Source organism: Streptomyces sp. NPDC050625 (genome assembly GCF_040654755.1).
Classification (GTDB): domain Bacteria; phylum Actinomycetota; class Actinomycetes; order Streptomycetales; family Streptomycetaceae; genus Streptomyces.
Genome location: NZ_JBFAIQ010000010.1, coordinates 31711 through 53438, shown reverse-complemented (window position 1 = coordinate 53438; position 21728 = coordinate 31711). Strand labels below are relative to the sequence as shown.

20 protein-coding genes are annotated in these 21728 nt (G+C 72.0%); 14 read left to right on the top strand and 6 right to left on the bottom strand.

Annotated features, from left to right (window positions below; translation table 11 throughout):
* Positions 1 to 31 precede the first annotated feature (31 nt).
* From AB0I54_RS23245 to AB0I54_RS23235, 3 genes are read left to right on the top strand one after another with little or no spacing between them, the layout of a single operon-like run.
* On the top strand, positions 32 to 1210 hold the full coding sequence (locus tag AB0I54_RS23245; protein WP_363298016.1) for an aminotransferase class I/II-fold pyridoxal phosphate-dependent enzyme: 1179 nt from the start codon (positions 32 to 34) through the stop codon (positions 1208 to 1210).
* Positions 1211 to 1259: 49 nt separating this feature from the next.
* Positions 1260 to 2018, top strand: a complete 759-nt coding sequence (locus tag AB0I54_RS23240; protein WP_363298015.1) for a type 1 glutamine amidotransferase domain-containing protein — start codon at positions 1260 to 1262, stop codon at positions 2016 to 2018.
* A gap of 10 nt (positions 2019 to 2028) precedes the next feature.
* On the top strand, positions 2029 to 2415 hold the full coding sequence (locus AB0I54_RS23235; protein WP_363298013.1) for a PPOX class F420-dependent oxidoreductase: 387 nt from the start codon (positions 2029 to 2031) through the stop codon (positions 2413 to 2415).
* A gap of 77 nt (positions 2416 to 2492) precedes the next feature.
* Here the strand turns inward: AB0I54_RS23235 and AB0I54_RS23230 are convergent, their stop codons facing one another.
* The 5 genes from AB0I54_RS23230 to AB0I54_RS23210 form a co-directional block, all read right to left on the bottom strand.
* The gene (locus tag AB0I54_RS23230; protein ID WP_363298012.1) at positions 2493 to 5255 is read right to left on the bottom strand and encodes a hypothetical protein; all 2763 of its coding nucleotides are present in this window, start codon (positions 5253 to 5255) and stop codon (positions 2493 to 2495) included.
* A 218-nt stretch (positions 5256 to 5473) separates the two neighbouring features.
* A complete protein-coding gene (locus tag AB0I54_RS23225) occupies positions 5474 to 5896 on the bottom strand; it encodes a zinc ribbon domain-containing protein (protein WP_363298203.1) in 423 nt (140 codons plus the stop codon).
* Between the two features lie 143 nt (positions 5897 to 6039).
* Positions 6040 to 6804: a TetR family transcriptional regulator gene (locus AB0I54_RS23220; RefSeq protein WP_363298011.1), complete on the bottom strand. Its 765-nt coding sequence runs from the start codon at positions 6802 to 6804 to the stop codon at positions 6040 to 6042.
* Positions 6805 to 6879: 75 nt separating this feature from the next.
* Positions 6880 to 8166 (bottom strand): cytochrome P450, encoded by a 1287-nt coding sequence (locus AB0I54_RS23215; RefSeq protein ID WP_363298010.1) that lies wholly within the window; start codon positions 8164 to 8166, stop codon positions 6880 to 6882.
* A gap of 113 nt (positions 8167 to 8279) precedes the next feature.
* Positions 8280 to 9629 carry a glutamine synthetase family protein gene (locus tag AB0I54_RS23210; protein ID WP_363298009.1) on the bottom strand — a complete coding sequence of 450 codons (1350 nt, stop codon included), beginning with the start codon at positions 9627 to 9629 and terminating at the stop codon, positions 8280 to 8282.
* A 369-nt stretch (positions 9630 to 9998) separates the two neighbouring features.
* On the opposite strand from AB0I54_RS23210, the gene AB0I54_RS23205 reads away from it, so the two are divergent.
* From AB0I54_RS23205 to AB0I54_RS23160, 10 genes are all read left to right on the top strand, one after another.
* Entirely contained in the window at positions 9999 to 10187 is a 189-nt protein-coding gene (locus AB0I54_RS23205; protein ID WP_363298008.1) for a ferredoxin, read from the top strand.
* Positions 10188 to 10190: 3 nt separating this feature from the next.
* Positions 10191 to 11399, top strand: coding sequence for an FAD-dependent oxidoreductase (locus AB0I54_RS23200; protein ID WP_363298007.1), 1209 nt, complete (start codon positions 10191 to 10193; stop codon positions 11397 to 11399).
* A 10-nt stretch (positions 11400 to 11409) separates the two neighbouring features.
* Positions 11410 to 12222: an acetoacetate decarboxylase family protein gene (locus AB0I54_RS23195; protein ID WP_363298006.1), complete on the top strand. Its 813-nt coding sequence runs from the start codon at positions 11410 to 11412 to the stop codon at positions 12220 to 12222.
* A gap of 121 nt (positions 12223 to 12343) precedes the next feature.
* Positions 12344 to 13804: an aldehyde dehydrogenase gene (locus tag AB0I54_RS23190; protein WP_363298005.1), complete on the top strand. Its 1461-nt coding sequence runs from the start codon at positions 12344 to 12346 to the stop codon at positions 13802 to 13804.
* Positions 13797 to 14732, top strand: coding sequence for a 3,4-dihydroxyphenylacetate 2,3-dioxygenase (locus tag AB0I54_RS23185; RefSeq protein ID WP_363298004.1), 936 nt, complete (start codon positions 13797 to 13799; stop codon positions 14730 to 14732). The genes AB0I54_RS23190 and AB0I54_RS23185 overlap by 8 nt, the downstream gene beginning before the upstream one ends.
* 11 nt (positions 14733 to 14743) lie before the next feature.
* On the top strand, positions 14744 to 15589 hold the full coding sequence (locus AB0I54_RS23180; protein ID WP_363298003.1) for a fumarylacetoacetate hydrolase family protein: 846 nt from the start codon (positions 14744 to 14746) through the stop codon (positions 15587 to 15589).
* A 28-nt stretch (positions 15590 to 15617) separates the two neighbouring features.
* A complete protein-coding gene (locus tag AB0I54_RS23175) occupies positions 15618 to 16229 on the top strand; it encodes a TetR family transcriptional regulator (protein ID WP_363298002.1) in 612 nt (203 codons plus the stop codon).
* Positions 16230 to 16380: 151 nt separating this feature from the next.
* Positions 16381 to 17847: an APC family permease gene (locus AB0I54_RS23170; RefSeq protein ID WP_363298001.1), complete on the top strand. Its 1467-nt coding sequence runs from the start codon at positions 16381 to 16383 to the stop codon at positions 17845 to 17847.
* A 61-nt stretch (positions 17848 to 17908) separates the two neighbouring features.
* A complete protein-coding gene (locus AB0I54_RS23165; RefSeq protein WP_363298000.1) occupies positions 17909 to 19399 on the top strand; it encodes an aldehyde dehydrogenase in 1491 nt (496 codons plus the stop codon).
* Complete coding sequence (locus AB0I54_RS23160) at positions 19396 to 20097, top strand: gamma-glutamyl-gamma-aminobutyrate hydrolase family protein (protein ID WP_363297999.1); 702 nt, start codon at positions 19396 to 19398, stop codon at positions 20095 to 20097. Before AB0I54_RS23165 ends, AB0I54_RS23160 begins: the two co-directional genes overlap by 4 nt.
* A gap of 23 nt (positions 20098 to 20120) precedes the next feature.
* Here AB0I54_RS23160 and AB0I54_RS23155 read toward each other — a convergent pair whose 3' ends face one another.
* A complete protein-coding gene (locus AB0I54_RS23155; RefSeq protein WP_363297998.1) occupies positions 20121 to 20693 on the bottom strand; it encodes a MarR family transcriptional regulator in 573 nt (190 codons plus the stop codon).
* 186 nt (positions 20694 to 20879) lie between these two features.
* Between AB0I54_RS23155 and AB0I54_RS23150 the strand changes: the two genes are divergently transcribed.
* Positions 20880 to 21728 (top strand): hypothetical protein, encoded by an 849-nt coding sequence (locus AB0I54_RS23150; RefSeq protein ID WP_363297997.1) that lies wholly within the window; start codon positions 20880 to 20882, stop codon positions 21726 to 21728.

The following is a 21728-nucleotide window of genomic DNA, read 5'->3' as shown; positions in this document are numbered from 1 at the left end:
GCTCACCCCGCAGCCCCCTATCTTGAGCCCCATGACCAGCATCCCGCACGAGACGACAGGTGAACCGAATCCCCTGCGCGCACTGACCCTCGACCGCCTCCGACGTCGTACGAGCATGAAATGGCGCACCTACCCCGAGGACGTGCTGCCGCTGTGGGTCGCCGAGATGGACGTGCCGCTCGCCGCACCCGTCGTCCGCGCGCTCACCGAAGCGCTGGAACTCGGGGACACCGGCTACCCGGCGGGCACCGCCTACGCCGAGGCGCTGGCCGCCTTCGCCGCCAAACGGTGGGGCTGGGACGGTCTGGCCGTGGAGCGCACCGCGATCGTGCCGGACGTGATGCTGGGCGTCGTCGAGATGCTCAGGCTGGTCACCGGGCCAGGCGACCCGGTGGTCGTCAACTCGCCGGTCTATCCGCCGTTCTTCCAGTTCGTCGAGCACATGGACCGGCAAGTCCTTCAGGCCCCGCTCGGCGCCGACCTGCGCATCGACCTCGACGGGCTGGAGGAGGCGTTCCGGCGGGCCGTCGCCGGGGGCGGGCGGGCCGCGTATCTGCTGTGCAGCCCGCACAACCCGACCGGAACCGTGCACACCGCCGATGAGCTGGCCGCCGTCGCCGCCCTCGCCGAACACCACGGTGTGCGCGTCGTGGCGGACGAGATCCACGCCCCGCTGACCGCCGCGGGCGCCGCCTTCGTGCCGTATCTGAGCGTGCCGGGCGGCGAGAGCGGTCTGTCACTGATGTCGGCGTCGAAGGCCTGGAACCTGGCCGGCCTGAAGGCCGCGCTCGCGATCGCCGGACCCCGGGCCGCCGCCGATCTGGCCCGGCTGCCCGAGGAGGTGAGCCATGGCCCCAGTCATCTCGGCATCATCGCCCACACCGCCGCACTGGCCGAGGGTGGCGCCTGGCTGGACGCGCTGCTGGCCGGCCTCGACGACAACCGGCGGCTGCTCGCCGCGTTGCTGGCCGAGCACCTGCCCGCCGTCCGCCACCGCCCGGCTCAGGCCACCTACCTCGCCTGGCTCGACTGCCGGGCACTCGGTCTGGGCGACGATCCGGCCGAGGTCTTCCTGGAGCGCGGCCGGGTCGCCCTCACCTCCGGGATCCCGTTCGGCACCGGCGGCGCCGGACACGTACGCCTGAATCTGGCCACATCGCCGGAGCTGATCACGGACGGCGTGCGCAGGATGGCGGCCGCCCTCCGGTGAGACCGACCGGCGTGTCATCGACACCTGGCGCGGCTGCCATCATGGGCGCATGCGCGTGCTGATGCCGGTCCCCGACCGGGACTTCGACGTGACCGAGGTGGCCGTGCCCTGGCGGCTGCTCACCGAGGCGGGACACGAAGTGGTCCTCGCCACCGAACACGCCGGGACCCGGCCCGCCGCCGATCCCCGGCTGCTCACCGGAGTCCTCTTCGGACAGCTCGGAGCGGCCGACGAGCCCAAGCGGTGGTACGAACAGCTCACCGCGGCACCGGAGTTCACGGCCACGGCCGCCTGGGCCGAGGTGACGGTGGACGACTTCGACGGGCTGCTGCTGCCGGGCGGACACGCGCCCGGTATGCGGCAGTACCTCGGTTCGCCCGAACTCCAGCGGCAGGTGGCCCGGTTCTGGGCGCTCGGCAGACCCGTCGGCGCCATCTGCCACGGGGTGCTGGTCCTGGCCCGGGCCCAGGACCCGGCCACCGGCCGCAGCGTGCTGGCCGGGCGCCGTACGACCTGTCTGCCCAAGTACATGGAACGCAGCGCCTATCTGACCACCGCCTGGCGCCTCGGCCGCTACTACCGCACCTACCCGGCGTACGTGGAGGACGAGGTGCGCTCCGCGCTCGCCGACCCGGGCACCCAGTTCGAGCGGGGGCCCAGAGTGCTCACCCGACGGGGAACCGCCGCCGACGACACGCACGCCTTCGTCGTCCAGGACGGCACCTATCTGTCGGCACGCTGGCCGGGAGACGCCTATCTCTTCGCCCGGCGCTATCTCGAACTCCTCGGCCGGCGGGCCTCCGCCTAGACTGCCGCCCATGGACGACACGTCGCTGGACCGGCTCGCCTCGGGCAAGTACCTGCTGGTCACCAGTTACCGCAAGGACGGAACACCGGTCGCCACCCCGGTCTGGGTGGTGCGGGACGGGGATGCGCTCGGCGTGTGGACGGCGGCCGGTTCCTGGAAGGTCAAGCGGATCCGCCGCCGCGCGGACGTCCTCGTCGGGGCCTGCGACGTGCGCGGGAACCCGAGCGGGGAGCAGCTCCCCGCGACCGCCGAGATCGGCGACGCGGCCATGACCGACCGCTATCGCGACCTCATCGCCCGCAAGTACGGCGTCATCGGCCGCCTCACCCTGCTGGGCAGCCGGCTGCGCAACGGGCGGGAAGGCACCGTCGGGATCCGGGTGACCCTGACACCCTGAGGGAGCTTCGGCTCCCTCAGGGCGGGGGGCTGCCAGGACTGTCAGAACTGCCAGAACTGCCAAGACCGCTAGGACTGCTAGGACGCGTTCAGCACCGTCCCGTTCAGCGTCACCCCGTCGGGCAGCGGCGTGCCGCTGTCGTCCATCTGCTTCAGGCTCACGGACTCATCGGGCTCGGTGACCCGGTCCTTGATCGTGGGCAGGTCGACCTCGGTGCTGGTCCGGCCTGCCGGGACGTTCACCCACAGATAGACGGACGCCTTGGACAGCGGGCGTTCCGGGTCGGGATCCGCGACGGAGGCCTCCGCGAGCCAGTGCGGGTCCACGTCCTTGGTGGACAGCTCCGTTCCGGTGACCGGGACCGCGGTGAACACCGTCGAGAGGTCGACGTCGGCGGCCTCGGACAGCGACAGCCGCCACTTCAGGGTCTTGCCCTCCTTCACCTTGTCGGCGACCGGGGTCACGGTGACCTTGGGCGCGGGGTCGTCGTTGCGCACGGTGATCCCGCCCCGGTAGGAGCCGACGACCGCACTGTGGATCGCCTTCACCACGATGTCGTGCTGGACGTCCGCGCCGTAGCGCGTGTCGCCCTTCACCTCGACCGGTACGTCGATGTCGTGGCCGCCGGGCCGCACGGTCACGACCCGGTTCTTGGCGGTGCCGGTCGCGGGGTCGAAGACATACACCCGGACCTGGCCGCTGCCCTGCCCGGACACCTGGACCGGCACCCGGTAGGTACGGACGCCCGAGTCACCCTCGTCCACCGTCGCACGGCCCACGTCGACGCGCGGCAGCGCGGCCGTCCGTACCGCGGGAGTGCCGGGGCGCCAGCCCCAGGCGTCCATCAGCCAGGCCTGCCCCTTGCGTGAACGCGCCGTCAGCTCCATCGACTTGATGTGCCGCAGATCGAGCCCGGCCCGGGTGGCCGCCGTGAGCGGCACCCGCACCTCGCGGGCCCAGTACGACGCGGTCCTCTCGCTGCCCGGCAGGCCGTCCGCATGGGCGCGGCCGAGCGTCGCCCGGCGGCCGTTGGTGTCGGTGACGGACACGTCCAGCTGCGTCCCGGTGGAGTTCGGCGGCACGAACAGCCGCAGCGCCAGCGCCTTGGATCCGCTGAGGGACAGCGGCTCGGCCGTCTTCACCCGCGCGACGGAACCGGCGGACGTCCAGCGCAGCGCGATCGCGTGCCGCCCTGCCTCCTTGTCCGTCTCCCACATCGCGAAGTGCGGCGAGGCACCCTTGGCGCCCCGGCCCAGGCAGGCCACGGCCGGGCTGGGATCGACCGCGGAGCACAGTTTGCCGCCGGTCACGGACACCTTGCCGTCCGGGAGGAACCCGGCACCCCGGTGGGCGCCGACCGCGTGGCTGAGGACCCGCGCGGGATCCGCGGACGGGGCCCGCCGTCCCGAGCCGTCGAGCAGCGGACGCACCCGGTCGTCACCGGCTACGAACAGCCGGGCCGCGGCCGCGATGTACGTGGCACCGGCCTTGTGCTGCTGGTCGGGGGTCAGCCGGGTGGCGGCGCGCTTCGAGCACACCGGGTCCCGGTGGTCCGGGTCGTCCCAGAAGTCGTCCTCCGCGGGGGCCTGTGCCTTGCCCGGAGTCCACTCGGTGTTGAAGTAGTTGTGGTTGGCGCCGATGACATAGACCGCGCTGTGCAGGGCGGTGCCGCTGCTGACCGCGCGGGTGCCGTCGACGTACACCTCGCCCTGAAGGTCGGAGACATCGCCGTCACAGCCCGGCAGGATCGTCGTCGACGGCACGTCGGGCACCGGGTTCTGGCCGAAGACGGTGGGGCCGATGAGGACGGTGCCGCTGATGTGCCAGCGCACCTTGCCGTGGTAGCCGTCCTGGTCGGCGGGCGGCGGGTACAGGCTGTCCAGCGCGGCCCGGTTCACGCCCTCGCCGCCGCGGGAGTGCCCGATCAGCAGCACCCGGGACAGGTCGGCGCGCGGCGCGTTCCGTACGACGGCCGGTGCCGCTTCGGGGTGGTCGGCCCAGTTCGCCCACTGGGCCAGGTGCAGCCGCACCAGCGACGAACGGGCCTGCGCTCCGCCGTCCTCGGCGGCGAAGTCCTGGCCGTTGATGCCGTTGGCCGCGATCGACACCGTCACATAGCCCTGCGAGGCCAGCAGCTTCTGGTCGCTCAGATAGCCGCGGTGGCTCGGCACCGGCTTGCTGCCTCGCGGGCAGGGCCACTCGCCGGTGACCTCGCCGTGCGGGACGTAGCAGGTGGAGTGGCGGCCGTGCAGGAACAGCGCGAGCGGGCGGCGGCCGGTGGCACCGGTCGGCGCCACCACCACGGCACGCATCTCGACCGGGGCCGAAAACCCGGGCAGGCGCACGGACTTGAGGCTGTACTCACCGGTCGCCGTACGGTACGAACCCGGCTTGCCGGGGTCCACGGCATTGGCGGGCAACGGGGCGGGAGGCCTCGCCGCCGACCGGGCACTGCTTGCTCCGGTGGCTCCCGCGGCGTCCAGCCGCCGTCCGCCGGACCAGACTTCGAGGCTCTTCAGATCGGCCGGCCGGACGCCGTCGATGCCGAGCCGGAACGTGTGCTCGTCCTTCCCCGGTGCCGGGACTCCCAACAACCGGCCTCCGGAACGGAATTCCACCCGGGCGTCGCCCATCGGCACCGGAGCCGAGGACCGCCACACCAACTGGGGTGCCGTGGGCTTCCCTGCGATGCGCCAGCCGGGGGGCAGACTCCCGTCGGTCACGGCCGCCAGGGGCTTGCTCTCAGGCGGCTGTTGAGCCTGCGCCGACCATCCCGAGGATCCTCCTGCCACCGCGAGCACCGCGGCGGCGGTGACCCATATTCGCCGGGCACGGACCACTGTTTCCCCTCCTCGCACGGCGAGTTCGGACGCCCCGGCCGTCCCGGGGGTCCCTCGCGCCCCGGAGGACGGAGAGGAGAGGCTGTGGGTTGCCTGTGCGGAGAGGGTGATCGCGACAATGGCCGAGACTGGTGGGGAGCCGGTGCGCAGCCCGGGGCGAGAGCCTTCGGGAAGCGGCCCTCACGCGCCTCGCATGCCAGGCGTCGCCCGCCCGGCCGTCAGGTCCAGGCGCGGTACGGCTCGTCGAGGAGCTGGAAGACCGGCTCGCCGCGGACGGGATCCTTGGCCGTGGACAGCCGGACGCGGTCCCCGCTGTGTATGCCCACCGGATGACCCATGACCCGGCCCCGAACGACGAACCCCTCGGCCATCTCGATCAGCGACACATTGCGCGCGGCGGGCGTGTTGCGGTGCACCACCGTGGAGTGCCGGACCGTGCCCGCGCCCTCGCTGCGCTCGGTACGCAGCTCGCTGCCCTGGCACACCGGACACAGCAGCCGTTGGTACATCGCGGTGCCGCACCAGGTGCAGCGCTGGTAGACGAGGGCGTCCGTGGTGTCGGCGGACGCGGATGCGGGGTCGAGGACGCTCGTCGCGGAGCCGGCCGCCGGATGAAAGACGCTTCCTGAGTGGTGGTACACGCTGGTCAACTCCCTGCGCTCGGCCGGAATCCCGCGTGCCGGCGCGGACCGTGCACGCATGTGCGCGGCTCACCGTGCCACCGTGCACGCCCACAGAGTATGGCACTGAGTGTCACTCGTAAAGGTACTCGGTACCCAGAATTTCAGTCGCGGCCCAGGGCCGACTCGATTTCCTGCACCATGCGCCACAGCGGGGCCCCGCGCCGGGAGACGAGCACGACCACGTCCTCGGGACTCCCGGAGCGCTCCGCCCGCACGGAAACGACAGGGCGTTCCTGACGTACCGGGAGCTTCTCGTCGGACTCCGCCGCACCCGGCCGGACGAAGGCGGACTGCACATAGCCGAGCGCGTGGTCCACCGTGGCACCGGGGTCGTCCTGGCCGTCCGAACGCAGCCAGGAGCGCAGTGCGTTGTTGTGCGCGGCGACCACCGCGGCCGCGATCACGTCGGCCTGGAGGGTCCCGCCGGGCCGCCCTGCGAAGCGCCCGCGGAGGTACTCCGCGAGCGCCCGCTCGTAGCGCCACACCACCGACAGCTCATAGGCCCGCAGTCCCGGCACCTTCTTGGTGAGCCGGTAGCGCTGCACGGAGAAGGTGGGGTTCTCGGCGTACATCCGCAGCACCACCCGGGCCGCGTCGCAGACCCGCCGCACCGGCTCCGCGTCCGCCTCGCTCCCGGCGAGAAACGCGGTCATGTCGGCCAGGCAGCGCTCGTGGTCGGGGAAGACCACGTCCTCCTTGGAGGGGAAGTAGCGGAAGAACGAGCGCCGGCCCACTCCGGCGAGTGCCACGATGTCGTCGATGGTGGTCTGCTCGTACCCGCGTTCCAGGAACAGCTGGAAGGCCGCCGCGACCAGGGCGTCCCGCATGGGCGGCTTCGCGGACGCTGCCGCGCTGCTGGAGCTCATGGACGCGAACGTAGCACTCGCTCGCAGCATATGGCACTCAGTGCAGGCTGGAGGGGGAACTGAGTGTCGGACGACTCAGGCCAGGGTCACCTCCACCGGCAGCTTCTTGATGCCGTTCACGAAGTTCGAGCGGACCCGCGGCACCTCACCGGTGAGACGGATGCCCGCGAGCCGGGGGATGAGCTCTTCGAACATGATGCGGATCTCGGTGCGGGCGAGCAGATTGCCCAGGCACAGATGGGGGCTGCCCTTGCCGAAGGTGACGTGGTCGTTGTGCTGCCGGGCGACGTCGAAGTCGTACGGATTGCCGAACACCTCCTCGTCCCGGTTGCCGGAGGCGTACCACATGACGACCTTGTCGCCCTCCTTGATCCGTTTGCCACCGAGCTCGACGTCGCGGGTCGCGGTGCGGCGGAAGTGGTAGACGGGGGAGGCCCAGCGCAGGAACTCCTCCACGGCGGTGGGGATCAGGGAGGGGTCCTCCTGGAGGCGGGCGAGCTGCTCGGGGTGCTGGAGCAGGGCCAGCATGGAGTGGGTGATGGTGTGCCGGGTGGTCTCGTTGCCGGCGACCACCAGCAGCAGGAAGTAGTTGTCGAAGTCCCGCGCGGAGAGCGGGACACCGTCGCGCGGGGTGGTGTTGACCAGCTTCGACACCAGGTCCGTGCCGTCCTTGCCGCGCCGCTGCCGGGCCAGCTCCCGCCCGTAGGCGAACACCTCCAGCGAGGCGGGGGAGCGGAACGGCAGGTCGCGGTACTGCTCGCTCTCCTCGCTGTGCAGCAGTACGTCCGCGTACTCCGGGTCGGTGTTGCCGATGATCCGGTTGCCCCAGTCGATGAGCTGCTGGTTGTCCTCCGGCGGCACGTCCAGCAACCGCGCCAGCACATTGATGGGGAAGTCGGCCGAGATCTCCTTGACGAAGTCGAAGCGGCCCTTGGCGAGGGCGGCGTCCAGCGTGGTCGCGGTCAGACCGCGCAGGAAGTCCGTGTAGCTGCTGATCACGCTCGCGCCGAACTGGCGCTGGATCACGCTGCGCAGCGCGCGGTGGCGGACGCCGTCGAGCTCCAGGATGGAGGCGCGCTTCTTGATCTGGTCGTCGTCGAGCTCCTCCAGGTTGACGAACCGGGACGAGGTGAACGTCTCGGCGTCCCGGTCGACCCGGGCGATGTCCGCGTGCCGGGTGACCGCCCAGAAGCCGGAGCCGGGCGCCTCCTCCGGCTGCCAGTGCACCGGGTCCTCGTGGCGCAGCGTGTGGAACATCCGCCAGGGGGTGACCCCGTCGGTGAAGTTGTCGAGGTCGGCGAGGTCGACGTCCGACAGGGGCATCGGGTCGCTCGCGGCGGCGGTCGGGGTCTCGATGGTCATGAAATGGCTCCTCGGCGTCGGGGACGGCGGCACGGACGGCGGCACGGACGGCGGCACGGACGGCGACGCGGGCGGTGCCGCGGAAGGTGTCACGGACGGCGTCGCGGGCGGTGTCACAGGTGGTAGGCGTACTCGGTGAACTCCCAGTCGGTGACGTGTCGTTGGAAGCGTTCGACCTCGTCGCGCTTGTAGGAGAGGAAGGACGTGGTGAAGTCCTTGCCGAGGACGTCGGCCAGGGCGGTGTCCGCCTCCAGCGCGTCCAGGGCGGCGGACAGGGTCGTCGGCAGCATGGCCGACCTGGCGGTGTCGTAGCCGTATCCCTCCAGCGGGGCCGGGGGTTCCTCGCCCGCCAGCACGCCGAGCAGCGTGGCGGCCGCGGTCCCGGCGATGGCGAGGTACGGATTGGCGCTCGCGTCGCCCAGCCGCAGCTCGAAGCGGGCGCCGGAACCGCGCTCCGGCGGGATGCGGACCATGGCGCTGCGGTTGTCCAGGCCCCAGTCGATCAGCCAGGGGGCGAGGGTGTCGGGCCCGAACCGCTTGTACGAGTTCACCGTCGGGTTGAGCAGCGCGGCCAGCGCCGGAGCGTGTGCGAGGACGCCGGCGACCGCGTGGCGAGCGGTGCGCGAGAGGCCGTACGCCCCCGTCTCGTCGTCGAACGCGTTGCGGTCGTCGGGGCCGTCGCAGGACAGGTGCAGATGGAAGCCGGAGCCGCCGCAGTCGTTGAACGGCTTGGCCATGAAGGTGGCGAGCCTGCCCTCGCGGCGGGCCAGCTCCTTGATCGCGGCCTTGAAACGGAAGGAGCGGTCGGCGGCCGACAGCGCGTCCGAGTGATCGAGGTTGATCTCGAACTGCCCGCCGTCGAACTCGTGGTTGCCGCTGATCACGCCGATGCCGAGGTCGCGCGCCTGGCGCAGGGTGCGCAGCAGGTGGTTGTCGGGGTCGGCGCGCAGTCCGGCGGTGTAGACGACCCCCGGATTCCGGGCGTACCGGCGCCAGCCGCCGGCCGGGTCCGGTTCGCACAGGTAGTACTCCAGCTCCGGCCCGACGACCGGGTGCAGCCCGTGCTCGGCACAGCGGTCGAGGACCGTGCGCAGCAGGTCGCGGGGGGATTCGGGCGCCGGTGACCCGGTGGCCGGGTCGACGACCTCGGCGAGACAGGAGGCGACTCCGGGCTCCCAGGGCAGCGCGACCAGGGTGTCGAGGTCGGGTCGTACGGCGATGTCGGGCAGCCCGGCGTCCAGGCCGCCGCTGACCGGGACCACATCGCCCTGGGGGCTGGTGTGGTACACGGCCCGGCAGAAGGCGAGGCCGTGCTCCATGGCCCGGGGGAGTTCCTCGACCAGGAGGTCGCGCGCCCGGTCGGTGCCGAGCAGGTCGGGATAGGTCACCCGGACCACGTCGGTGCCGTCGGCGGCGAGCCGTTCCATGTGGCGGCGGACTACCTGGATGTCGTGAGCGCTCACCGTTGTCTCCTGGGGCGGACGTCGGGCACCTCCGGGACATGCGGTCCGGGAGGTGGGTGGCGTGTGGCGGCAGGGTCGGGGCGCGGTGGGGGAGAGTTGGCTCCCAGGCGGCTCCCGGCATGCCGTTTGAAGCCAAACGGTATGGAGGGGCGGTCCGCGCCGCAAGGGGTTCGGGCCAAGAATTTATCCATCCGGATAGGTATTGACCAGGGGGTGGCGGCTCCCTACCTTGTTTGAAGCCAAACGAGTTCGGGGCGCGGTCACCGCACCCCGTTGGCAGGGGCCCCTCCTGAGCCGGAGGGGCCCCACCCCCTTCCCTTGCTTTTCCTTCACCCCGCTCCGACGCCCTCACCCTCAGGAGGACCGGCCATGAAGGTCGTCGTCGACATGAACAAGTGCCAGGACCACGGCCAGTGCGTCTTCGCCGCGCCCGACGTCTTCCGGCTCGACGCCGACGGACACCTCGGCTACGTCGCCGACCCCGACGACGCCCTGCGCGACGAGGTCGAAGAGGCCGCCGACGTCTGCCCGCTGCAGGCCATCCGGATCGAGGACTGACCCATGAGCGGTCGCATCGTCGTCGCCGGCGCCTCCATGGCCGGCCTGCGTGCCGCCGAACAACTGCGTGCCGCGGGCTGGACCGGAGCCGTCACCGTCATCGGGGACGAGCCCCACATGCCGTACAACCGCCCTCCGCTCTCCAAGGAGGTCCTCGCCGGAAAGGCGCCCTTCGCGTCTCTGGCTCTCCGCCCCCGCGCGAGCGTCGCCGACGTGGAGTGGCGCCTCGGCCGCGGGGTCGTCGCGGCCCGGCTCGCCGAACACACCGTCGAACTCGACGGCGGCGAGGTGCTCCCGTACGACGGTCTCGTCGTCGCCACCGGTATGCGGCCCCGGCGGCTGCGCTGCCCCGGTCCGCTCGCGGGCCGGCACACGGTCCGCACCCTCGCTGACGCCCAGGGCCTGCGCGAGGCGCTGACCCGGCCCGGCGCACGGGTGGTCGTGGTCGGCGCCGGCTTCATCGGCTGCGAGGTCGCCGCCACCGCCGTGGGACTCGGCGCCGCCGAGGTGACCGTCGTGGATCCGCTGCCCCTGCCGATGGTGGGCCCGCTCGGCGACCTCCTCGCCCGCGCGCTGCTCGCGCGCCACGAGGAGCGCGGGGTGCGCTTCGCGCTCGGCACGGGCGTCGCGGGCTTCGAGGGCGACGACCGGGTCACCGGTGTCGTGCTGAGCGACGGCTCGGTCCGGCCGGCCGACGTGGTGGTCGAATCGGTCGGTTCGGTCGCCAACACCGAGTGGCTGGACGGCAACGGCCTCGACCTCACCGACGGCGTCCTCACCGACGAACTGCTGCGGGTCGGCGGCCGCCCGGAGGTCGTCGCGGTCGGCGACGTCGCCCGCTTCCCCAACGCCCGCTACGACGGCGTGCCCCGCCGGGTGGAGCACTGGTCCATCCCCACCGACACCGCGAAGCAGGCCGCGAAGGCCCTCGTCGCCCATCTCGTCGACGGTGAGCCGGAGCCGGCGCCGTTCGCGCCGCTGCCCACCTTCTGGAGCGACCAGCACGACTTCCGCCTCCAGTCCTTCGGCGCGCCCGCGCTCGGCCTCGCCGACGTCCGGGTCCTCGACGGCGCCACCGACGGCGACCTCCTCGCCGGCTACCACCGCGACGGCCGCCTGGTCGGCGTCGTCGCGCTCGGCGGACCCGGCGTCGCGTCCGCCGCCGCCCGCTACCGCGCCGAACTGCTGAAGCAGCCCGCCCTCACCGCGTAAGGAGCCTCAAGTGACCAGTGTCCGCGGTTACTTCCACCCCAAGACGGCGACGGGTGCCTCCTCGCTGATCCCCTCGCCGCCCTGGCACTACTCCGGCGACCTGCTCACCGTCGAATACCGCACGGATCCCTCGCGGGTGCGTGAACTGCTCCCCGAACCACTGGAGTTGGCCGACGAGGACCCCGGTGCGGTCGCCCTGATCTGGGCCGACTGGCAGTCCTGCTCCCAGTCGGGCGCGGAGCTGCTCGATCCGGTGCTGTCGCAGTACAAGGAGGCCTTCGCGGTCGTCCGGTGCAAGTACCGGGGGCAGACGTACTCGCGGTGCGTGTACATCTGGGTGGACAAGGACTTCGCGATCGCGCGGGGGCTGCACCAGGGGTATCCGAAGAAGCTCGGGTCCATCCACCAGACACGGCCGCATCCGTACGGGCCCGCTCCGCGGATCGAGGCGGGGGCGCGGTTCGGGGCGACGCTCGCGGCTGCCGACCGGCGGTTGGCTCAGGTGGTTGTGACCCTGAGGGAGCCTGCCGACACCAACGGGTTCGTCAACGGGCACCCCATGGCCCACCATCGCTGGCTGCCCTCGATCGAGAAGGGCAAGGGGCTTGCACTGGATGAGCTGATCGAGTCGGGGGCGGATTCCTTCCAGGGGGGTCAACCGTGGGTCGGTGACGCCGAGTTGGAGTTGTTCGCGGCGCCGACCGAGGAGTTGGCGCGGCTGGAGGTTCGTGAGCCGATCGCCGCGTACTACCGGCAGGTGGGCGTCGTATGGGACGGCGGGCGCTTGCTGGAGTCGGGGACGTCGGGATCGTCTGCCGAGTGAGGTCCGTGGCCGGCTGCGGGTCGTCGGTGGCTGGTCGCGCCCACGCGGCGGAGCCGCATATCGATACAGCCCCGCGCCCCTAGGTACGTCATCCCTCCCTTGTCCCCAAGGAGCCCTTCTCATGTCTGACAAAGTCACCGTCGCCGGAGTCACCGTCGACACCCGGCACTGGATCGGCGGCCGGCGCGTCGCCTCCGAAGACACCTTCACCGACCACTCGCCCATCGACGGAACCGCCCTCGGCCGGATCGCCCGCGGCGGTCCCGCCGAGGCCGAAGCCGCCGTCGCCGCCGCCAAGGCCGCCTTCCCCGCCTGGGCCGCCACCCCCCGCGCCGAACGCGCCCGCGTCCTGCACGCCATCGCCGACGGTGTCGAGAAGCGGATCGAGGACCTCGCGATCGTCGAGACCACGGACAACGGGGCCCTGCTCCGCTCGCACCGGCGCGGTGTGATGCCCCGCGTCGCCCACAACTTCCGCTTCTTCGCCGACTGGCTGCTCCAGCTCGACCACGAGGACTTCGAGACGCGCGGCCACACCAACCACGTCAGCTGGGACCCGGCCGGGCCGTGCGTGCTGATCACCCCGTGGAACGCGCCGCTGATGCTGGCCACCTGGAAGGTCGCCCCGGCCCTCGCCGCGGGGAACACCGTGGTTCTCAAGCCCGCCGAGTGGTCCCCGCTGACCGCCTCGCTGCTGGCCGACATCGCCGCCGAGGCCGGACTGCCCGCCGGTGTCCTGAACGTCGTGCAGGGCTATGGTGCCGAGATCGGCGACGCCCTCACCGCGCACCCGGACGTCCGCCGCATCAGCTTCACCGGCTCGGTGCCGACCGCCCGGCGCATCGCCGCCTCGGCCGCCGCCCACCTCACCCCGCTGAGCCTCGAACTGGGCGGCAAGTCACCGCTGCTGGTCTTCGCCGACGCCGACCTGGATCTGGCCGTCGACCTCGCGGTGGAGCAGTACGACAACGCCGGTCAGGTGTGTCTGGCGGCCACCCGCATCCTGGTCGAGGAGTCGATCGCCGGCGAGTTCACCCGGCGCTTCACCGAGAAGGCCGCGCGGCTGAGGCAGGGCGACCCGCGCGACGAGGCCACCGACATCGGCCCGAACATCCACCCCCGTCAGCTGGAGAAGATCGACGGGTTCGTGCGGCGCGCGATCGAGGCGGGCGCCCGTGCCGTCATCGGCGGCCACCCCAAGGACGGTCAGTACTACGCGCCGACGCTCCTCGCCGATGTCGCCCAGGACTCGGAGATCGTCCAGGAGGAGGTCTTCGGCCCGGTCCTCACCCTGCAGACCTTCGCCACCGAGGAGGAGGCCGTCCGCCTCGCCGACGACACCCGCTTCGGACTGGCCGCCACCGTCGCCACCGGCGACCGCGCACGCGCCGAACGCGTCACCGCGAGGCTGGTCGCGGGCACCGTCTGGGTCAACTGCTTCTTCGTACGCGACCTTCAGGCACCCTTCGGCGGCTCCCGCCTCTCCGGCGTCGGCCGCGAGGGCGGCACCTGGAGCTTCGACTTCTACTGCGACCTGAAGAACACCGTCATCGCCCCGAAGGGATGGAAGGACCATGGGTGAGATCGTCGGGGCGGGACTGCTCGCCCATGTGCCCACCATCGTGCTGCCCGAGGCCGACCGGCTGGAGCTCAACGGGGGCAAGGAGATCACCCTCGTCACCGGCCTCGAGCAGCTGCGCCGGGACGTCTTCGCACGGGACGACTACGACACCGTCGTCGTCCTCGACTCCCACTGGGCGACCACCGTCGAGTTCGTCGTCACCGCCCAGCACCGGCGCGCGGGCCTGTTCACCTCCGAGGAACTGCCGCGCGGCATGTGCCGGATGCCGTACGACTTCCCCGGCGACCCCGAACTCGCCCACAACGTGGCGCAGTTCGCCGACAAGCACGGCACCTGGATCACCCCGATCGACGACGACTACCTGCCGATCTACTACGCCACCATCAACCTCTGGAAGTTCCTCGGCGAGGGCCTCGCGGACAAGCGGTGGGTGACCATCGGCGTCTGCCAGACCGGCGACATGGAGGACCATCTGCGCCTCGGCCGGGCCCTCGCGGACGGCATCGCCGCCACCCCGGGGCGCCGGGTGCTGCTGATCGCCTCCGGTGCGCTCTCGCACACCTTCTGGCCCCTGCGGGAGCTGCGCGACCACGAGGCCAGCGACCCCGTCCACATCTTCACGCCCGAGGCGCGCGCGGCGGACGAGGAGCGGATCGCCTGGTTCAAGGAGGGCCGCCACGACAAGGTCCTCGACACCATGGACGAGTTCTGGAGGTTCAGGCCGGAGGCGAAGTTCTTCCACTACCTGATGATGGCGGGCGCGCTCGGCGAGCAGGCCTGCGTGGCCAGGGCCCGTCAGTACGGCGCGTACGAGAACTCCGTCGGCACCGGCCAGGTGCACCTCTGGTTCGACCGCCCCGCCGAGGGCTGGACCGGCACCGGTCCGTCCGTGCCGCCGTCCCCCCGCACCCCGCACAGCCGCGTCTGAGGAGCCCGACCATGCCCGAATACCGCCGCATCCTCCTCGACGGCGCCGCCGTCGAGGTCACCGTCGACGGCGAGGAACTCGTCGCCGGGGACGGCCGCCGCGTCAAGGCCGAGGACGCCCGGCACCTTCCCCCGGTCGTTCCGTCCAAGGTGATCGCCGTCCACCTCAACCACCGCAGCCGGGTCGAGGAGTTCCGGATCGACCTCCCGGACACCCCGACCTACTTCCACAAGCCGACCTCGTCCCTCAACTCCCACCGGGGCGCGATCGTCCGGCCCGAGGGCTGCAAGTGGCTGAACTACGAGGGCGAGGTCGCCATCGTCATCGGGCGGACCGCGCGGAACGTCTCCCCGGCCGAGGCGGGCGAGTACATCGCCGGCTACACCGTCGCCAACGACTACGGACTGCACGACTTCCGCGACACCGACGCCGGCTCGATGCTCCGGGTCAAGGGCTCCGACACCCTGTGCCCGCTCGGCCCTGGCCTGGTCACCGACTGGGACTTCCACGGCAAGCGGCTGCGCACCTATGTCAACGGCGAGGTGGTGCAGGACGGTTCCACCGACGAGATGAAGTGGGACATGCACTATCTCGTCGCCGACATCGCCCGGACGATCACCCTGTACCCCGGTGACGTGCTGCTGTCCGGCACCCCGGCCAACTCCCGCCCCGTCCGGCCGGGCGACGTGGTGGAGGTGGAGGTCGAGGGCCTGGGCAGGCTCACCAACCACGTCGTCACCGGGCCCACCCCGGTCCGCTCCGACGTCGGCGCCCAGCCCACCGAGTCCGAGGAAGTGCTGTCCACGGCGCTCGGCGGGGACTGGGAGTTCCGCGGCATCCGGCCGCCGCGGCGATGAGGTGAACGGCGCGGGTAGGGTCACGTCCATGAGCGAGCCCGCCCGTGAGCAGCGCCCCCGCAAGCGCGTGAGGAACTACGGAGCCGGCCGGGAGGCCCTGCTCGACGCCGCCGTGCGCGTGGTGGCCCGGGGCGGGCTGCGCAGGCTGACGTACCGGGCCGTCGCGGAGGAGGCCGGGGTCACCCACGGGCTCGTCGTGCACCACTTCGGTTCCCGGGACGCGTTGATCGAGGAGGCGCTGGCACACGCCGTGCGCTCCTCCCTGAGCAGCAGCGCCCTCGAACCCGGCACGGGTGAGATCGCCGACTTCTCCGTCGGCCTGGCGGACATGGTGGAGTCCGGTCCCGACCTCCAGGCGTTCCAGTACGAGCTGCTGCTGGAGGCGCGCCGCCGCCCGGAGCTGCTGCCGCATCTGCGGGGCCTGTACGAGGAGTACTTCGAGGCCACCCGGCGCGAGCTGTCCCAGATGCTGGCCCGGCCGGTCGAGCGGGGTCTGTCCCGGCTGGTCTTCGCCGCGCTGGAGGGCCTGGTGCTGCACCAGCTCGTCTTCGGCGAGCGGGACGTCACCGAGGAGGCCCTGGCCGAGCTGCGCGCCCTGCTGCGTGACCTGGGCGAACGGTCGTCCGGGGCCGACGGCTGAGAGTGGTCCGGCAGGGAACCCCCGTCGCGCCCGCGGCGGGGGTCTCCGCTGCGTAAATTCCTCCCTCGACCCCTTGCCATATGGATAGTTCCAGCCCAACATGAGGCAACTCGTTTGGCTCAAAACGAAACCTCCCTCCCCTCCTCAGCAGGTGATCCGAGTGGACAGTCAGACGGTCGACGCAGCACCCCGGGCCAAAGAGGCCTCCCAGGCAACGGGCACACTCAAGCGCAACGCCCTGGGAGTCCTGGGCATCCTCTTCTTCGTCCTCTCCGCCCAGGCGCCGCTCACCGGCATCGCGGGCGCCGTCCCGATCGCCGTCGCGGTCGGCAACGGCCCCGGGGCCCCGGCCGCCTACGCCGTCGCCGGCGCGGTGATCCTGCTGTTCTCCGTGGGCTTCGTGGCCATGGGCCGGCACGTGGTGAACGCGGGCGCCTTCTACACCTACATCGGCAAGGGCCTCGGCCGGACCACGGGCAGCGGCAGCGCCGCCGTGGCCCTGTTCGCCTACTGCACGGTCCAGGCCGCGATGTACGGCCTGTACGGCTTCACGGTCGGCGGCCTGGTCCAGCACTACGGCGGGGTGCAGATCTCCTGGTGGGTGTGGGCCCTCGTGACCATGGTCGTCGTGCAGGCGCTGGGCGCCGCGGGCATCGAGATCGGCGCCAAGGTGCTCGCCGTGTTCGTCCTGGCCGAGTTCAGCATCCTGCTCGCCTTCGCCGTGGTCACCCTGGTCAAGGGCGGCGGCCCCGAGGGCCTCGGCGTCGCCCACACCTTCTCACCGGGTGCCGTACTGCAGGGCGCCCCGGGCGTGGCGCTGATGTTCGCCGTCGCGTCGATGTTCGGCTTCGAGGCCACCGCCATCTACGGCGAGGAGGCACGCGAACCGCACCGGACCGTGCCCCGGGCCACCTATCTCTCGGTCGCCGTGGTCACCGGCTTCTTCGCCTTCACCTCCTGGATGCTCGTCTCCTCCTACGGCCCCTCGAAGGTCACCGAGGCCGCGGGCAAGGCGCTGGCGGGCGGCGACTCCACGGTGTTCGTCTTCGCGCCCATCGCCGACCAGTTCGGCGGCTGGGTCAACGACGTGCTGCCCGTCCTGCTGGCCACCTCGCTGTTCGCCGGCATCCTCGCCTTCCACAACTCCGCCAACCGCTATCTGTTCTCCCTGAGCCGCGAGGGCCTGCTGCCCGGCCGGCTGCGCTCCCTCAACCAGCGCCACTCGCCAGGGGCCGCGGGCGCGGTGCAGACCGCGATCGCGGTGCTGCTGGTCATGCCGTTCGCCGTCGCGGGCAAGGACCCGGTCCTCACCCTCTTCTCCTGGTTCAGCGGGGTCGGGGTCCTCGCCTGCATGCTCCTGTACTTCCTGACCTCGGTCTCCGTGATCGTCTTCTTCCGCCGTGAGCGCCTCGACACCCGGCGCTGGAACACCCTGATCGCGCCCGCCCTCGGCGCCTTCGGCATCGCCGCCGTGATCTGGGTGGTCCTGGCGAACTTCACCACCCTCATCGGCGGCGACGCCACCACGGCCACCTGGCTCGTCCTCGCCGTACCCGCGGTGCTGCTCCTGGGCGCCGCCGCCGCGCGCCTGGTCCACGCCCGGACCGCCGGCCACTGACGCACCCCCGCCGGGCCCGGCTCCCCCGGGAGCCGGGCCCCCTATCCCCGAACGGAACACCATGCTGGACGTCACCCATGACGAACTGCTGCGCCGGGCCAAGGCACTCGACCTGCCCGCGCGGCACCACATCGACGGGAGGGACGAAGCCGGGTCGGGGGTGACGTTCGCGGTCGTCTCGCCCCGCGACGGGCAGATCCTCACCCATGTCCCCGACGCGGGGACGGCCGAGGTCGACCACGCCGTCGCCGCCGCCCGCCGGGCCTTCGACTCAGGCCCCTGGCCGCACCTCGCCCCCGCCGAGCGCGGCCGGGTGCTGCTCCGGATCGCCGAACTCCTCGAAGAGCAGCGGGAGAGGCTCGCACTCACCGTCAGCCTGGAGATGGGTAAGCCGATCACCGACGCGTACGACATCGAACTGCGCGCCGCCATCACCACCTTCCGCTGGTACGGCCAGCTCGCCGACAAGCTCACCGACGAGTCCCCGCACACCGCCCCCGACGCCCTCGCCCTCGTCACCCGCGAGCCTGCCGGAGTCGTCGGCGCCGTCGTCCCCTGGAACTTCCCCCTCACCCTGGCGAGCTGGAAGGTCGCCCCGGCCCTCGCCGCCGGCTGCACCGTCGTACTGAAGCCGTCCGAGTCCTCCCCGCTGTCCGCCCTGCTGCTCGGCCGGATCGGCACTCAGGCCGGTCTGCCGCCGGGCGTGCTCAACGTCGTCACCGGCGACGGCCCCACCGCGGGCCGGGCGATCGGCCTGCACCCCGACGTGGACGTCCTCGCCTTCACCGGCTCCACCGCCGTGGGCCGCCACTTCCTGCGCTACTCCGCCGACTCCAACCTCAAGCGCGTCTGGCTCGAACTCGGCGGCAAGTCACCGAACATCGTCCTGCCCGACGCCCCCGACCTGGACCGGGCCGCCGCCACCGCCGCCTGGGGCATCTTCTTCAACCAGGGCGAGATGTGCACGGCACCCTCCCGGCTCCTGGTCCACTCCTCGATCGCCGAACGCGTCACCGAGGCCGTCGTACGAAGGGCCCGGGAACTGCGCGTCGGCGACCCGCTCGACCCGGCCACCGAGATGGGAGCCCTGGTCGGCGAGGCCCACCTGGGCCGCGTCCTCGACCACATCGCCACCGCCGAGAGCGAGGGCGCCCGGCTGCGCACCGGCGGCGAGCGCACCCTGACCGGGACCGGCGGCAGCTACCTCGGCCCCACCGTCTTCGACGCGGTCACCCCCGGGATGCGCCTGGCCCGCGAGGAGGTCTTCGGCCCGGTGCTGTCGGTCCTCGCCTTCGACGACCTCGACGAGGCGGTACGGCTCGCCAACGCGACCGAGTACGGACTCGCGGCCGGCCTGTGGACCTCCGACCTGTCCACCGCGCACCGGGTCTCGCGGCAGCTGAAGGCGGGCACGGTCTGGGTCAACTGCTACGAGGAGGGTGACCTGACCGTTCCCTTCGGCGGCATGAAGCAGTCCGGCAACGGCCGGGACAAGTCCGTCCACGCCCTGGAGAAGTACACCGAGCTCAAGACGACCTGGATCCAGCTGTGACCCGCCCCCTGATCGCGATCCCCGCCCGCTTCAGCGCGACCACCTCCGCCCTGCGGTACGCGGCCGAGGTCAACGCCCGCGCCCTGATCGAGGCCGTGTGGCGGGCCGGCGGCGAACCCCTGAGCCTGCACCCCGCGGACACCGGCGTGGCCGACCGGCTCGCCCGCTTCGACGGCGTCCTGCTCCCCGGCGGCGGCGACCTCGCCCCGCACCGCTACGGCGCGACCGACACCCACGACACCGTCTACGACGTCGACGACCTCCAGGACGCCTTCGACCTCGAACTCGCCCGCCACGCGCTGGAGTCGGGCCTGCCCCTGCTCGCCGTCTGCCGCGGTCTGCAGGCGGTCAACGTGGCCCTCGGCGGCAGCCTGGAGCAGGACATGGGCGGCCCGGACCGGGAGCACCGCCACCTCGCCCACCCGGTACGGATACGGTGCGGCACCCTGCTGGAGCGGGCCACCGGCGCGGAGAAGGCAGACGCGTCCTGCTACCACCACCAGCGTGTCGACCGGCTCGGCACGGGACTGACGGTCACGGCCACCGCCGAGGACGGAACCGTCGAGGGCCTCGAACTCCCGGCTGCCCCGGGCTGGTTCACGGCCGTGCAGTGGCACCCGGAGGACACGGCGCACCGGGACCCGGCCCAGCAGGCACTCTTCGACGCCCTGGTACGAGCCGCCCGGAGCCGCGCCTGAGCACGGCCCCCGAGTTCACGAGCTCACGCCTTGGGGCGCCGCCCGCTGCGCCGGGGCGCGGGCTCGGCACCGTCCAGCAGCTGCCGGCGCCGCTCCTCGCCGTGCTCCTCCACCTGGAGGACGACCTGCCGCAGCCCCTCTGCGAGGCTGCGGCACCCGTCGGCGTCCAGCCGCGCGGTGACGAACGCCTCCTCGTCGTTGAACTCCGGGAACACCCGCCGCATCAGGTCCTCGCCCTTGTCGGTCAGGCTCAGCAGGACCAGCCGGCCGTCCTGCGGATGCCCGGCCCGGCGCAGCAGCCCGCGCGACTCCAGGGTGCGCGCCACGCCCGTGAGCGTGCCCTTGGAGATCCCGGCCTCCTCCGCCACGTGCCGGGTCTCCGACTCGCCCCACACCCAGACCACCCACAGGACCACGAACGCCGTCCAGGTCAGGTCCGAGCCGCGCAGCACGGAGTTCTCCAGGTGCTGGCGCACCGCCGAGGCGGCCCGGTAGATGTTGGCCACGGCCGCCATCTGTTCCCGGCGGATCGGGATGCCGCCGAGCTTCTCCGAGACGAGCCTCTCGGCTTCGGTGATGGATCGCTGGCCGGGCACGGGCGCTCCTTCGCGTCGCTGAGCGGACACCGCACGGCCGGAACCGGCCGTGGATGATCGTTCGGACTCAAATTGTACGGATCTCTCCCGCGTGGCCAATGCCCCGGGGCCAGGGCCGGAGCCGCCCGCGCGGCAACGTACCCTTTCGGCACCTGCCCGCCCCATGCCCATGCCCGAGGAGCCCCCATGCCCGCCGCCGGCCCCCGTCTCCTCTACGTCACCGACCTGGCGTACCCGGCCCGCGGGCGGCGCTACTGCGACGAGGACATCTTCCTGACCTCCCGGCTGCGCGAGCACTTCGACCTGGCGCTCTGCCATCCGCTCGACGCGGCGGCGCTGATGGACGGCTTCGACGCCGTGGTGATCCGCAACAGCGGTCCGGTCCTCGGGTACCAGGAGGCGTACGACGCCTTCCGCGCGCGGGCGCTGAGCGAGGGGACACGGGTCTACAACCCGCTCACCGGCCGGGCGGACATGGCGGGAAAGCAGTATCTGCTCGAGCTCACCGCGGCCGGCTTCCCCGTCATCCCCACCGTGGACCGGGCCGAGGACCTGCACCTGCTGCCGGCCGCCGAACGCTATGTGGTCAAGCCCAGGCTCGGCGCGGACTCGATAGGCCTGGAGATCGTCCCCGCCGACCGGCTGCGCGACCTGGCCGACGGGACCGTGCTCGTCCAGCCGTGCGTGGACTTCGCCTACGAGGTGTCGTTCTACTTCGTCGACCACGACTTCCAGTACGCCCTGTACGCGCCGGACGCCACGCAGCGCTGGCGGCTGGAGCCCTACGAACCCACGCCCGAGGACCTGGAGTTCGCCCGGCGCTTCATCGACTGGAACGGCCTCGAACACGGCATCCAGCGCGTCGACGCCTGCCGCGCCCCGGACGGCGGTCTCCTGCTGGTCGAGCTGGAGGACCTCAACCCGTATCTGTCCCTGGACGCCCTCACGGACGGCACCCGGGAGGCCTTCGTCGCCGCGATGACGAAGTCCCTGCGCCGCTTCGTCGGGAGCGGGCCCGGCCCGGCCCGGGACTGA

Coding starts and splice junctions, on each gene's coding strand:
- AB0I54_RS23200 (WP_363298007.1), top strand. CDS start 10,191: ATGAGCGGTCGCATCGTCGTCGCCGGCGCCTCCATGGCCGGCCTGCGT.
- AB0I54_RS23245 (WP_363298016.1), top strand. CDS start 32: ATGACCAGCATCCCGCACGAGACGACAGGTGAACCGAATCCCCTGCGC.
- AB0I54_RS23180 (WP_363298003.1), top strand. CDS start 14,744: ATGCCCGAATACCGCCGCATCCTCCTCGACGGCGCCGCCGTCGAGGTC.
- AB0I54_RS23150 (WP_363297997.1), top strand. CDS start 20,880: ATGCCCGCCGCCGGCCCCCGTCTCCTCTACGTCACCGACCTGGCGTAC.
- AB0I54_RS23190 (WP_363298005.1), top strand. CDS start 12,344: ATGTCTGACAAAGTCACCGTCGCCGGAGTCACCGTCGACACCCGGCAC.
- AB0I54_RS23165 (WP_363298000.1), top strand. CDS start 17,909: ATGCTGGACGTCACCCATGACGAACTGCTGCGCCGGGCCAAGGCACTC.
- AB0I54_RS23220 (WP_363298011.1), bottom strand. CDS start 6,804: ATGAGCTCCAGCAGCGCGGCAGCGTCCGCGAAGCCGCCCATGCGGGAC.
- AB0I54_RS23205 (WP_363298008.1), top strand. CDS start 9,999: ATGAAGGTCGTCGTCGACATGAACAAGTGCCAGGACCACGGCCAGTGC.
- AB0I54_RS23235 (WP_363298013.1), top strand. CDS start 2,029: ATGGACGACACGTCGCTGGACCGGCTCGCCTCGGGCAAGTACCTGCTG.
- AB0I54_RS23240 (WP_363298015.1), top strand. CDS start 1,260: ATGCGCGTGCTGATGCCGGTCCCCGACCGGGACTTCGACGTGACCGAG.
- AB0I54_RS23185 (WP_363298004.1), top strand. CDS start 13,797: ATGGGTGAGATCGTCGGGGCGGGACTGCTCGCCCATGTGCCCACCATC.
- AB0I54_RS23215 (WP_363298010.1), bottom strand. CDS start 8,166: ATGACCATCGAGACCCCGACCGCCGCCGCGAGCGACCCGATGCCCCTG.
- AB0I54_RS23175 (WP_363298002.1), top strand. CDS start 15,618: ATGAGCGAGCCCGCCCGTGAGCAGCGCCCCCGCAAGCGCGTGAGGAAC.